The organism is Streptomyces sp. SID8374 (assembly GCF_009865135.1).
Classification (GTDB): Bacteria; Actinomycetota; Actinomycetes; order Streptomycetales; family Streptomycetaceae; genus Streptomyces.
Window position 1 is genome coordinate 4726487 of the sequence record NZ_WWGH01000001.1, and the last position, 13537, is coordinate 4740023.

The 13537-nt window shown below is 68.9% G+C and carries 7 protein-coding genes; 6 read left to right on the top strand and 1 reads right to left on the bottom strand.

Going from position 1 to position 13537, the window contains the following annotated elements; all coding sequences use genetic code 11:
• Nucleotides 1-263: 263 nt before the first annotated feature.
• The 4 genes from rpsL to tuf all read left to right on the top strand — a co-directional run bounded on the left by rpsL (nucleotide 264) and on the right by tuf (nucleotide 4627).
• Nucleotides 264-635 carry a 30S ribosomal protein S12 gene (gene rpsL, locus GTY67_RS21130; RefSeq protein WP_003948652.1) on the top strand — a complete coding sequence of 124 codons (372 nt, stop codon included), beginning with the start codon at nucleotides 264-266 and terminating at the stop codon, nucleotides 633-635.
• 2 nt (nucleotides 636-637) lie between these two features.
• A complete protein-coding gene (rpsG, locus tag GTY67_RS21135; RefSeq protein WP_003966970.1) occupies nucleotides 638-1108 on the top strand; it encodes a 30S ribosomal protein S7 in 471 nt (156 codons plus the stop codon).
• A gap of 38 nt (nucleotides 1109-1146) precedes the next feature.
• Nucleotides 1147-3276: an elongation factor G gene (gene fusA / locus GTY67_RS21140; protein WP_093693499.1), complete on the top strand. Its 2130-nt coding sequence runs from the start codon at nucleotides 1147-1149 to the stop codon at nucleotides 3274-3276.
• Nucleotides 3277-3433: 157 nt separating this feature from the next.
• Nucleotides 3434-4627 (top strand): elongation factor Tu, encoded by a 1194-nt coding sequence (tuf, locus tag GTY67_RS21145; RefSeq protein ID WP_018490814.1) that lies wholly within the window; start codon nucleotides 3434-3436, stop codon nucleotides 4625-4627.
• Between the two features lie 131 nt (nucleotides 4628-4758).
• Here the strand turns inward: tuf and GTY67_RS21150 are convergent, their stop codons facing one another.
• Nucleotides 4759-5928 carry a histidine kinase gene (locus GTY67_RS21150; RefSeq protein WP_161279680.1) on the bottom strand — a complete coding sequence of 390 codons (1170 nt, stop codon included), beginning with the start codon at nucleotides 5926-5928 and terminating at the stop codon, nucleotides 4759-4761.
• 165 nt (nucleotides 5929-6093) lie between these two features.
• On the opposite strand from GTY67_RS21150, the gene GTY67_RS21155 reads away from it, so the two are divergent.
• The gene (locus GTY67_RS21155; protein WP_161279681.1) at nucleotides 6094-12303 is read left to right on the top strand and encodes a DNRLRE domain-containing protein; all 6210 of its coding nucleotides are present in this window, start codon (nucleotides 6094-6096) and stop codon (nucleotides 12301-12303) included.
• Between the two features lie 600 nt (nucleotides 12304-12903).
• Nucleotides 12904-13506, top strand: coding sequence for a response regulator transcription factor (locus GTY67_RS21160; RefSeq protein WP_161279682.1), 603 nt, complete (start codon nucleotides 12904-12906; stop codon nucleotides 13504-13506).
• Nucleotides 13507-13537 lie beyond the last annotated feature (31 nt).

Here is a 13537-nt window from a genome sequence, read left to right on the forward strand (position 1 = left end):
AGCGCGCGGGGTCCGGCGTGTCGGGGTGGACAGCATTTGTTTTGACCCAGGTCCGTGAGGTAGGTACGCTCAAGCCTTGTGCCTGGGGTGTGCCTGGGCTCCGGTGCGTGTCCTCAACCGCATCGCGAGCTCGTCAGTAGCCACCGCAATCTGCGCCCTTCAGCCCTTGGGGCGGGAGTCTGCAGTATTCGACACACCCGACCGCGTGGGTCGGTGATGTTCCAGGTTAGTTTCACGAACGGCACACAGAAACCGGAGAAGTAGTGCCTACGATCCAGCAGCTGGTCCGGAAGGGCCGGCAGGACAAGGTCGAGAAGAACAAGACGCCCGCGCTCGAGGGTTCGCCCCAGCGTCGCGGTGTCTGCACGCGTGTGTTCACGACCACCCCGAAGAAGCCGAACTCGGCGCTCCGTAAGGTCGCGCGTGTGCGTCTGACCTCCGGCATCGAGGTCACGGCCTACATCCCGGGTGAGGGACACAACCTGCAGGAGCACTCCATCGTGCTCGTGCGTGGTGGCCGTGTGAAGGACCTGCCGGGTGTTCGTTACAAGATCATCCGCGGCTCCCTTGACACCCAGGGTGTCAAGAACCGCAAGCAGGCCCGCAGCCGCTACGGCGCCAAGAAGGAGAAGTAAGAATGCCTCGTAAGGGCCCCGCCCCGAAGCGCCCGGTCATCATCGACCCGGTCTACAGCTCTCCTCTTGTCACCTCGCTGATCAACAAGATCCTCCTCGACGGCAAGCGTTCCACCGCCGAGCGGATCGTGTACGGCGCCATGGAAGGCCTCCGCGAGAAGACCGGCAACGACCCGGTCATCACGCTGAAGCGCGCGCTTGAGAACGTCAAGCCCTCGCTCGAGGTCAAGTCCCGCCGTGTCGGTGGCGCCACCTACCAGGTGCCGATCGAGGTCAAGCCCGGTCGCGCCTCCACCCTCGCTCTGCGCTGGCTCGTCGGTTACTCCCGCGCCCGCCGCGAGAAGACCATGACCGAGCGCCTCATGAACGAACTGCTGGACGCCTCCAACGGCCTCGGCGCTTCGGTCAAGAAGCGCGAGGACACCCACAAGATGGCCGAGTCCAACAAGGCCTTCGCGCACTACCGCTGGTAGTCGCTTCCCCCATCGAGACCGAGAGAAGATTGAGCCTTATGGCCACCACTTCGCTTGACCTGGCCAAGGTCCGCAACATCGGGATCATGGCCCACATCGACGCGGGCAAGACGACCACCACTGAGCGGATCCTCTTCTACACCGGTGTGAGCTACAAGATCGGTGAAGTCCACGACGGCGCTGCCACGATGGACTGGATGGAGCAGGAGCAGGAGCGCGGCATCACGATCACGTCTGCCGCGACGACCTGTCACTGGCCGCTCAACGATGTTGACCACACCATCAACATCATCGACACCCCGGGTCACGTCGACTTCACCGTCGAGGTGGAGCGTTCGCTCCGCGTCCTCGACGGCGCCGTCACCGTGTTCGACGGTGTGGCCGGCGTCGAGCCGCAGTCCGAGACCGTCTGGCGTCAGGCGGACCGCTACGGCGTTCCGCGTATCTGCTTCGTCAACAAGCTGGACCGCACCGGCGCCGAGTTCCACCGCTGTGTCGACATGATCGTCGACCGCCTTGGCGCGGTCCCGCTCGTCATGCAGCTCCCCATCGGTGCCGAGGCCGACTTCAAGGGCGTCGTCGACCTCGTGTCGATGAAGGCCTTCGTGTGGCCCGAAGAGGCCGCCAAGGGCGAGATGTACGACACCGTCGAGATCCCGGACACCCACAAGGAGGCCGCCGAGGAATGGCGCGGCAAGCTCCTTGAGGCCGTGGCCGAGAACGACGACGCCATGATGGAGCTGTACCTGGAGGGCGACGAGCCCACCGAGGAGCAGCTGCACGAGGCGATCCGTCGCATCACGCTGGCGTCCAAGGGCAGTGCCGACTCCGTCACCGTCACCCCGGTGTTCTGTGGCACCGCGTTCAAGAACAAGGGCGTCCAGCCCCTTCTCGACGCGGTCGTCCGCTACCTGCCTTCCCCCCTGGACGTCGAGGCCATCGAGGGCCACGACGTCAAGGACCCGGAGCTGGTCATCAAGCGCAAGCCTTCGGACGACGAGCCGTTCTCCGGCCTGGCGTTCAAGATCGCGAGCGACCCGCACCTGGGCAAGCTCACCTTCGTCCGGATCTACTCCGGTCGCCTGGAGGCCGGCACCGCGGTGCTGAACTCCGTCAAGGGCAAGAAGGAGCGCATCGGCAAGATCTACCGCATGCACGCGAACAAGCGTGAGGAGATCGCGTCGGTGGGCGCCGGCGACATCATCGCCGTCATGGGCCTGAAGCAGACCACCACCGGTGAGACGCTGTGCGACGACAAGAACCCGGTCATCCTGGAGTCCATGGACTTCCCGGCGCCGGTCATCCAGGTCGCCATCGAGCCCAAGTCCAAGGGTGACCAGGAGAAGCTGGGTGTCGCCATCCAGCGTCTCTCGGAGGAGGACCCCTCCTTCCAGGTGCACTCCGACGAGGAGACCGGCCAGACCATCATCGGTGGTATGGGCGAGCTTCACCTCGAGGTGCTCGTCGACCGCATGAAGCGCGAGTTCCGCGTCGAGGCGAACGTCGGCAAGCCCCAGGTCGCGTACCGCGAGACGATCCGCAAGGCCGTCGAGCGCATCGACTACACGCACAAGAAGCAGACTGGTGGTACCGGCCAGTTCGCGAAGGTGCAGATCGCCCTCGAGCCCATCGAGGGTGGCGACGCCTCCTACGAGTTCGTCAACAAGGTCACCGGTGGCCGCATCCCCCGTGAGTACATTCCCTCGGTGGACGCGGGTGCCCAGGAAGCCATGCAGTTCGGCATCCTGGCCGGTTACGAGATGGTCGGCGTCCGCGTCACCCTTCTCGACGGTGGTTACCACGAGGTCGACTCCTCGGAGCTCGCCTTCAAGATCGCCGGTTCGCAGGCGTTCAAGGAGGGTGCCCGCAAGGCCTCTCCCGTGCTCCTCGAGCCGATGATGGCCGTCGAGGTCACCACGCCCGAGGACTACATGGGCGATGTCATCGGCGACCTCAACTCCCGCCGTGGCCAGATCCAGGCCATGGAGGAGCGCAGCGGCGCTCGCGTCGTGAAGGGCCTCGTGCCCCTCTCGGAGATGTTCGGCTACGTCGGAGACCTCCGCAGCAAGACCTCGGGTCGCGCAAGCTACTCGATGCAGTTCGACTCCTACGCCGAGGTTCCGCGGAACGTCGCCGAGGAGATCATCGCGAAGGCCAAGGGCGAGTAACTCTCCCGAGCTCACGCTTTAGGCTTGTCACCGGAGCCGGGCGGGCATGCGGCACAGCGCGCAAGCACTGTGCCGCATGCCCCCGGCGCCGGCACCCCAGCAAAGATCACCTGGCGCCGATGAAGCAAGGCGTACAGATCCACTCAGGAGGACCCCAGTGGCGAAGGCAAAGTTCGAGCGGACTAAGCCGCACGTCAACATCGGCACCATCGGTCACATCGACCACGGTAAGACGACCCTCACGGCCGCCATTACCAAGGTGCTGCACGACGCGTACCCGGACCTGAACGAGGCCTCGGCCTTCGACCAGATCGACAAGGCTCCCGAAGAGCGCCAGCGCGGTATCACCATCTCCATCGCGCACGTCGAGTACCAGACGGAGTCGCGTCACTACGCGCACGTCGACTGCCCGGGTCACGCCGACTACATCAAGAACATGATCACGGGTGCGGCGCAGATGGACGGCGCCATCCTCGTCGTCGCCGCCACCGACGGCCCGATGCCGCAGACCAAGGAGCACGTGCTCCTGGCCCGCCAGGTCGGCGTTCCGTACATCGTCGTCGCCCTGAACAAGGCCGACATGGTGGACGACGAGGAGATCCTGGAGCTCGTCGAGCTCGAGGTCCGTGAGCTCCTCTCCGAGTACGAGTTCCCGGGCGACGACGTTCCCGTCGTCAAGGTCTCGGCGCTCAAGGCTCTCGAGGGCGACAAGGAGTGGGGCCAGTCGGTCCTGAACCTGATGGCCGCCGTGGACGAGTCCATCCCGCAGCCCGAGCGTGACGTCGAGAAGCCGTTCCTCATGCCGATCGAGGACGTCTTCACGATCACCGGTCGCGGTACGGTCGTCACCGGCCGCATCGAGCGTGGTGTCCTCAAGGTCAACGAGACCGTCGACATCGTCGGTATCAAGACCGAGAAGACCACCACCACGGTCACCGGCATCGAGATGTTCCGCAAGCTCCTCGACGAGGGCCAGGCCGGTGAGAACGTCGGTCTGCTCCTCCGTGGCATCAAGCGTGAGGACGTCGAGCGCGGCCAGGTCATCATCAAGCCGGGTTCGGTCACGCCGCACACCGAGTTCCAGGCGCAGTCCTACATCCTGTCGAAGGACGAGGGTGGCCGCCACACCCCGTTCTTCAACAACTACCGCCCGCAGTTCTACTTCCGTACCACGGACGTGACGGGCGTTGTGACCCTTCCCGAGGGCACCGAGATGGTCATGCCGGGTGACAACACCCTCATGGACGTCGCGCTGATCCAGCCGGTCGCCATGGAAGAGGGCCTGAAGTTCGCCATCCGTGAGGGTGGCCGGACCGTGGGCGCCGGCCAGGTCACCAAGATCATCAAGTAGTTCTCTGCTTGGTCCTTGGACCTGGTGGCTCACTGAGCTGCAAGAAGGGCCCCGCCCCTCGTAAGAGGAGCGGGGCCCTTCGCCATGTCCGAAAGCCTCAGAGGTACGGGGGTTGGGCGCGCGGCCCCGCGTTACGGGCGGTCCGCCAGGGCCCCGGCCGACGGCACGGCGGCCGTCAGGGTGAAGACCCCGCCCCCGGCCCCGGCGGTGAACTCCCCGCCCAGCGCCAGGACCCGCCCCCTGAGCCCCGCAAGCCCCGTCCCGTGCCGCTGCCCGGGCACCGGCGAACCCGCCTCGCCCCGCTCGGCGCCGTCGTTGCGGACCGTCAGCCGGATCGCCGTACCGTCGGCCCGCAGGGTGATCTCGCAGTAGGTGGCCGCGCTGTGCTGGAGTACGTTGCCCACCGCCTCGCGCAGGACGAAGCGCAGGCACCCCACGACCGCCGGGGCGGCCCCGGTCCGCGGTGGCAGCACGGTCCGCACCTCCACCCCGGAGGCGTTGAGCACCCGCTGGGCGTGGGCGAGCTCCTCGGAGAGGGAGAGGCCGCCGTCCGGCCGACTGATGGAGCGCACATCGTCGTGGAGCCGCCGGGCCAGGGTGATGATCTCGGTCAGCGCGGCGCGCTCCGGCCCGGAGCCCGTCGGCGTACCGCTGCCGCGCAGCGCGCTCTCCCCCTGCAACGCGATCGCCGTCAGCGACGACCCGACCAGGTCGTGCAGGTCCTGCTGCATCCGGGCCCGCTCCCGCTGCTCCGCCAGGTGCGCCGCTTGCTCCCTGCTGCCGTGCAGCCGGGCCGTGAGCAGGGCGAGGTGGGCCACCGCGAAGACGGTGCTCGCGGTGATCGCCGTACCGAGCAGGACGCTGAGCGGGCTCCGGTTGGTGTCGATGAGGCCGGTGGCGGCCAGCAGCGGCCCGCTGGCCCCGACCGCCAGCGCGAGCGGTACGGAGGTGCCCGGCGGCAGGGTCAGCAGGACGGCCCCGGCCAGGAAGCCCAGCAGGCTCAGCCACCGGTAGTGGAAGAGCAGCAGCGGGAGATACGTGAGCACCGCCTGGACGAGCAGCAGCCCCCACCGCCAGCGGTAGGGGAGCCGGTACGGCGGCGGCGCGTACTGGCCCAGCATGAGCGCGGGCATCAGCACCAGCACGGTCAGCCCGGCGACCACCGACCGCTTGCCGAGCGGCGAGGCCGCCACGTCCAGGGCGACCAGGGCGAGGGACCCGACCACCAGGACGATCAGCGCCCCGAGGGCGACCCCGGAGCCCTGGGGCGCGGCTGTGCCGAGGCGGATCGGACGCCGCATCAGCGCCTCCCCCGGTCCACTTCGTGTACCTGACATCGTGAAATCTTCACTTCTTCACCACTGGTCCCCCTGATTTGATCGCCTCTGTTTGATGCCCACTACAACAGAGAGTTGCCGAACGTGTCGGACCACATACCTCCCGCCCATGGGTGGGAGGGCTCATCGATGGCCCTGCAACGGCGAAGACGCCTTCTACCCCGAATCGCCCTCGGCGCGGCCATGGTGCTCGCGGTGGAGATGGCCCTGGTGACGGAGAGCGGCCAGGCCGTGGCCCTCACCCAGCAGGTGCAGAAGGCTCCGGTCGAGGAGAAGCCGGTCGCCGAGGGGCCCCGCGAGGCCGCGGACATCCTCTCGGCGAAGGTCGCCGCCAAGCTGTACGGCAAGCGGGTGGAGGCGCTCTCCGAGCGTACCGAGACCTCCACGACGTGGGTGAACAGGGACGGCTCGCTCACCACCGAGCTGACGGCCGGTCCGGTCCGCTTCGAGGAGAACGGCGGCTGGACCGATGTCGACGTCGAACTGCGCGAGACGGCCGACGGTGTCGAGGCCAAGGCCCACCCGAACGGTCTGAGCCTGGCGGGCAAGGGCGGTACGCCGCCGCGCTCGCCGCGCGAGGCGGACAAGGCCCCCGCACGTGATCTGGTCACCCTCGGCGAGGGCGACGAGCGGATCACCCTCCAGTGGAAGGGCGGACTGCCCGCCCCCGTGCTGGACGGGACGCGGGCCACCTACCCCGAGGCGCTGCCGGGCGCGGACGTCATCGTCGAGGCGACCCGTACGGGCTTCGAACAGTACGTCGAGATCAAGAAGCGTCCGGCCGAGGGCTACTCGTACACCCTGCCGCTCAAGGCCAAGGGGCTGACGGCCGAGGAGCAGGCGGACGGCAGTGTGCTGTTCACCGACCGGAAGAACAAGAAGCGGGCCCTGATGCCCGCGCCGGTCATGTGGGACGCCACCGTCGACAAGGTCTCCGGCGAGCACACGCGCCGGGTGCCGGTGGCGATGAAGGTGGTGCGCACGAAGGGTTCCGTCGACCTGGTCGTCACGCCGGACGCGGAGTTCCTCGCCGATCCGGAGACGAAGTACCCGGTGACGGTGGACCCGTCCACCTCATCGCTGTCGAACGTCTTCGACACGTACGTCCAGCAGGGCGAGACCGGCAACCTGTCCAACGACATCGAGCTGGACTTCGGCAACCCCGGCACGACGAACGCGAACGGCACGCCCCGTACCGCCCAGTCGTTCATCACCTGGAACACCGCGCCGATCGCCGACGCCCTGGTCTCCAGCGCCAAGCTGAGCCTGTGGAACTTCCACTCGGCCAACACCACCTGCGCCCTCCAGCCATGGCAGGTGTGGTCCTCGCCCGCCGCGACGACGGCCAGCCGGTGGACCAACCGGCCGACGATGACCGCGCTGAAGGCGGAGTCCACCGAGACGCGGGGCAACGCGGCATGCACGTCCCAGCCCGACGGCTGGATCAACGCGAACGTGACCACGCTGGCCCAGGAGTGGGCCTCGGCCAAGGCCACCCGCGGCCATGTGGGCATCCGGGCCAAGAGCGAGACCACGGTCGCCCAGTGGAAGCGGGTGAACTCCGCCAACGCCGCGAAGAACCCGCCGAAGCTCTCGGTGACGTACAACTTCCGGCCACGCACCGGCACCAAGCAGGAGGCCGGTCCGCCGTTCTTCTCCTACTCCGGCGCCTACATGGTCAACACCCTGACGCCGACGCTGCGCGACACGTTCGTCGACGCGGACGGTGACAAGGTCAACGGCACCTTCCAGATCTTCGACAGCGCCACCAACACGCAGGTCGGCTCTCCGATCGTGTCGAAGTTCGTGGCGTCCGGGCAGGCAGCGTCGGTGACCGTCCCGGCGGGGGTGCTGGCCGAGGGCAGGACGTACAAGTTCCGTACGAGTCCCTACGACGGCACGCACTACAACACCGGCTGGTCGGAGTGGAAGACCTTCACGGTCGACACCAAGGCCCCCTCCGCCCCGACGAAGATCGCCTCCACGGACTACCCGGTGGGGCAGTGGGTCAAGGGCGAGGGCCAGCCGGGCACCTTCACGGTCACCCCGCCGAGCGGGTCCGACCACAACTGGTTCGAGTGGTCCCTGGACGGGGTGAACTGGACCAAGGTCGCTGCCGGCGGCACCTCCGCGAACCGGACGATCACCCTCTCCCCGCGGAAGAACGGCAGCCACACCCTCCAGGTGCGTTCCGTCGACAAGGCGGACAACAAGTCCGAGGCGCTGGAGTACCTCTTCCACGCCGGTTCGGGCGGCTTCGTCCAGCCCTCGGAGGGTGAGCGGACCGCACGGCGGCTGCCGCTGGTCGCCGAGGCGGAGGCCGGCAAGTACAACGCCGTCGCCTTCTCCTGGCGCCGCTCCGAGGCCGACCCCTGGGTGCGCATCCCCGCCGGGCACGTCACCTCCGGCGGCACCGCGCTGACGGCCTGGCCCGTCCCGCTGACCAACGGCAGGAACGCACCCCTGGTGTGGAACGCCACCAGCACCGTCGACCCGGACGGCACGATCCAGCTCAAGGCCGACTTCACCGGCCCGAACTCCGCCACCAGCAGCACCGTGCCGCTGACCGCGGTCGTCGACCGCAACGCGGACGGCGCGGCCACCACCGAGGTGGGGCCGGGCTCGGTCAACCTGCTGACCGGCAACTACACGCTCTCCGAGACCGACGTCTCGCTCTTCGACCTGTCGGTGTCGCGGACGGCCGCCTCGCGCACCCCGAACCGGGGCGCCGACCAGGAGGGCCAGGCCGCGATCTTCGGCAAGGAGTGGGTCTCCGGCACCGCCGCCGAGGCCACCGAGTCCGACTACAGCCATGTCCGGCGCATCTCCGACACCGCGGTCGACGTGGTGCTGGAGGAGGGCGACGCGATCCACTTCACCGCCAACGCGGCGAAGAACGGGTGGATCCCGGAGCCCGGCTCCGAGGACCTGACCCTCAAGGGCAGTGTGAGCACCACGTTCACGCTCTCCGACACCGAGGGGACGGTCACGACCTTCGCCAAGGCGGACGCCGCGGCGACCACCTGGCAGGTCAGCACCACACTCTTCGACGGTATCGCCAACTCCACGACCAAGGTGGTCTCCGAGACCGTCACGGTCGGCGGCAAGAAGCTCGCCCGCCCCAAGCGGATCATCGCACCGACCTCGGCCGCCACCACGGCCGCGTGCGAGACGACGCCCGCGACCAAGGGCTGCAAGGTCCTGGAGTTCGTCTACGCGACCACCACCACGGCCACCGGCACGGAGACCAACGCCCAGTTCGGCGACTTCACCGGCCAGGTCCGCGAGATCCGCGTCTGGGCCACCAGCCCCGGCGCCTCCGCAGCCACGGCCACCGCCGTGGCGACCTACCGCTACGACTCGGGCGGCAGCCTGCGCCAGCAGTGGGACCCCCGGCTCAGCCAGGCCTCCCAGACCCAGTACGCCTACTACGGCGGCCGGGTCACCTGGATGCAGCAGCAGAGCCAGCTCCCGTACACCTTCACCTACGGCAACGCCGGAGCCGGTACGGCTCCCGGCGACGGGATGCTGCTGAAGTCCTCCCGGCAGGCCCTCAAGCAGGGCACCGCCGAGACGGTCGAGGGCAACGCCACCACGAGCGTCGTCTACGGTGTCCCGCTCACCGGCGCCAAGGCGCCGTACGCCATGGGCGCGGCCTCCGTGGCGGCCTGGGGTCAGCTCGACCACCCCACGGACGCCACCGCCGTCTTCCCCGCCGACGCCGTTCCCGCCTCGCACGACGGCGCCGACCTGGCATCCGGCGGATACCGCCGCGCCACGGTGACCTACCTCAACGCCTCCGGTCGTACGGTCGACTCGGCCACGCCCGGTGGTCACATCAGCGCCACCGAGTACGACCGTTTCGGCAACACCGTCCGTGAGCTGACCGCGGGCAACCGGGCGCTGGCGCTCGGCGCCACGGCGGACGAGCGGGACGTGCTCACCGATCTCGGCATCATCGGCCGCTCGGCCGCCGAGCGGGCCCAGCTGCTCTCCACCACGTCCCTCTACGACGAGCGCGGGACGCGGGAACTGGAGCAGTTCGGCCCGATCCGCCGGGTGGACCTGACCGAGGACCTCAAGGAGGGCAGTACCGTCCTGGTCGCCTCCGGCACCTCGGTCCCGGCCCGTTCGTGGACGGTGAAGGAGTACGACGAGGGCCGCCCGACCGACGGCACGGCCACGGTTCGTGACCAGGTGACCCTGACCGTCTCCGGGGCCCGGGTCCGCGACTACTACTCGGCGATGGGGGAGAAGCGGGTCGAGTCCGTCCAGTTCGACTGGGTCAAGGGCCTGCCCACCCTCACCACCAAGGACGCCGGCGGCCTCAACCTGACCACCACGACCGGCTACGACGGACAGGGCCGGATCACCTCCCAGGTGCTGCCCGGGGGGACGGGCAGCGACGCCGCCACCCGGATCACCGAATACTGGTCGGCGACCGGTACCGGCTGGTGCAAGGGGCGTCCGGAGTGGGCGGACCGGGTGTGCTGGACCGGACCGGGCGGTGACATCACCGGCGGCGGCTCGCAGCCGAACAAGCTGGTGAACAACACCACGGAGTACGACCGCTGGGGCAACCCGGCCACCGTCACCGACGAGGTCGGCGGGGTGTACCGGACGACCACGACGACGTACGACGGCGCGGGCCGACCGGTCTTCTCGAAGACCGCGGGCGGCCTCGGCCAGGAGGTCCCGGAGACCACCACCGAGTACGACGCCGCCACCGGACAGGTCACCAAGGTCATCTCGCCCACCGGCGGGACCATCACCAAGGCGTACGACAAGCTCGGCCGCCTGATCTCCTACACCGACGCCGACGGCGGTGTCACGAAGACCGAGTACGACCTGCTCGACCGCAAGGTCAAGGTCACCGACTCGATCCCGTCCACCGTGACGTACACCTACGACCACAGTGCCGAGCCGCGCGGTCTGGCCACGCGGACCACGGACTCCGTCGCCGGGGCCTTCTCGACGGCATACGACGCCGACGGCTCCGTCTCCACCGAGAAGCTGCCCGGCGGCTACACGCTGAATGTCACCGAGGACACCGCCGGCTCCACCACCTCGCGCGTCTACACACGCGACAGCGACGGCACCACCGTCTTCAGTGACCGGGTGAGCCAGTCCGTCCACGGTCAGGTGACCGGTCACCAGGGCTGGTCCAGCCAGACCTACCGCTACGACCGGGCCGGCCGGCTGACCGGTGTCGATGACACGGCCGGCGAGGTCTGCACCCGCCGCGCCTACACCTTCGACAAGCGCACCAACCGCACCGCCCTGTCCACGTCGGCCGCCGCCCCCGGCGCCGACTGCACCTCCACGGGAGCCACCTCCACCGCCTACACCTACGACAGCGCCGACCGGCTCATCGGGTCCGGCCACACCTACGACGCCTTCGGCCGCACCACCGCGCTGCCGGGCAGCACCATCGGCTACTACGCCAACGACCTGGTCCACCGTCAGACGGCGGGCGACCAGCGCCAGACCTGGCAGCTCGACGCCGGACTGCGCTTCCGCTCCTGGACGGTGGAGACGGGCTCCGGCACCACTTGGACCCGCACCGGCTCCAAGCTCAACCACTACGACGGCGACGGCGACAACCCTCGCTGGATCGTGGAGGACACCGGCACCGGGGTGCTGAGCCGCAATGTCGAGGCCCCCTCGGGCGACCTCGCGGCCACCACGTCGAAGACCGGCGACACGGTGCTCCAGCTCACCACCGTCCACGGCGATGTGGCCCTCCAGCTCCCCCTGGACCCGGAGAAGGCTCCGGTCGTTCTGGACAGCGACGAGTACGGCAACCCCCGCGATGGCCAGGAAGCCACCCGCTACACCTGGCTCGGCGCCAAGCAGCGCTCCACGGAGACCCTGACGGGTCTCACGCTCATGGGGGTGCGCCTCTACAACCCGGCGACCGGGCGTTTCCTGTCGGTGGACCCGGTGTACGGGGGCAACGCCAACGCCTACGACTACGTTCACGCCGACCCGCTCAATCGCCTCGATCTCGACGGCAAGTGGGGCATCTCCAACCGGTGGAAGCGCAGGCTGTTGCGCGGTGCGGTGTACGCGGTCGCCGGCCTTGCCACCGCAGGTGTCTGTGCGGCGACGGGAGGGCTCGGCTGTATCGTCGCCGGTGCGGCCATCGGCGCCGCCTGGGGTGCTGCGGACTACCGGGCCAAGAGGACTTTCGGCAACCGCGCCCGCTACAGTCGTCGGGACTTCCGGGCGAGTATCTGGCAAGGGGCTGGATTCGGCTTCGCCAACGGTGTGGGCGGAGCCGCTTGGAAGTTCGGTGCCAGGTTCTTCAGGAAGGGCACAGGTAAGCGCCGGCGATGATCAAACTGTCCGACATAGCGATTTTCGTTGCACTTCTGGCGATCGGCGGAGTGCTCGCCGTTCTCTTCGGGGGCGGTTGGCAGAGCCAGGCGTCACTCGTGGTTTTCGGGATAGGCGGAGGGGCCTTGGTCGGTACCCGCATCCGGCAGCGGAGAGAGTGATCTGAAGCAGCTGTACGAAGGCAGATCCCCTGCCTGAGCGACTGTGGGGTGAAGGCCGCATACGGCCTTCACCCCACAGTGCGTCGCGCGACTCGGCGACGGACGCGTGAACATCTCACTCCCCCCGCTCCGTGCCTCATGGTCGGATGACCGTGGACCGATCTGCGCCGCCTGCCCACCAGGCGTTCATGGCGCGCCGAGCAGTGGGGGAGCAGGGCCGTGACAGGGCGAACGAAACGCGAGAAGACCGAGGTGGCCGCCGTGTGGGCGGTCGCCGGTGTGGTGTACGCCCTCGCCGTCCTGTGCGCGGTGCTCCGGGGACCGTGGATGCTCCTCTACTTCCTGCCCGCCCTGGTCGGAGTCCTGGTCGCGGTGTGGTGCGTACGGCGGGGAGTCCTCGTCGCCGTGAACGCCCGGGCCGTGGGCGATAATCGAATCCGTGATCAGGGTGCTGGTGGTCGACGACCATGACGTGGTGCGGTCCGGTCTGACGGCACTCCTGTCGGCCGAAATCGGCATCGAGGTGGCCGGCCAGGCGGCGGACGGTCCCGCCGCGATCACCGAGGCGGAGCGGCTGCGTCCGGACGTGGCGCTCCTCGACATCGACCTGCCCGGCCTGGACGGGATAGCCGTGGCCGACCAGCTCGTACGGGCCCTGCCCTCCTGCCGTACGGTGATGCTCACCGCACTCGACCGGCCCGGCCATCTGCGCCGGGCGCTGGACGCCGGGGCCGCCGGATACCTGCTGAAGAGCACGCCCCCCGCGCAGATCGCCGACGCCGTCCGGCGGATCGCCGCGGGCGGCCGGGTCATCGACGCCCGGATGCGCGGGGAGGAGCGGTCGGGGCCGAGTCCGCTCACCGACAAGGAGGCGGAGGCCCTGCGGCTCGCCGCCGAGGGGGCGCACTCCCGGGAGATCGCCGCCGACCTGTTCCTCAGCGTGGGCACCGTACGCAACCGGCTCTCCTCGGCGGTCGGCAAGCTCCACGCCCGCACGCTGGTCGACGCCGTGCGGATCGCCACGCAGCACGGGTGGCTGTAGCTCCCGGCCCCACATGGAGGTAGGGCCCCGG

Excerpts from the sequence above, each read along its gene's own strand:
- rpsG (WP_003966970.1), top strand. The coding sequence starts at position 638 with ATGCCTCGTAAGGGCCCCGCCCCGAAGCGCCCGGTCATCATCGACCCG.
- fusA (WP_093693499.1), top strand. The coding sequence starts at position 1,147 with ATGGCCACCACTTCGCTTGACCTGGCCAAGGTCCGCAACATCGGGATC.
- GTY67_RS21150 (WP_161279680.1), bottom strand. The coding sequence starts at position 5,928 with ATGCGGCGTCCGATCCGCCTCGGCACAGCCGCGCCCCAGGGCTCCGGG.
- GTY67_RS21155 (WP_161279681.1), top strand. The coding sequence starts at position 6,094 with ATGGCCCTGCAACGGCGAAGACGCCTTCTACCCCGAATCGCCCTCGGC.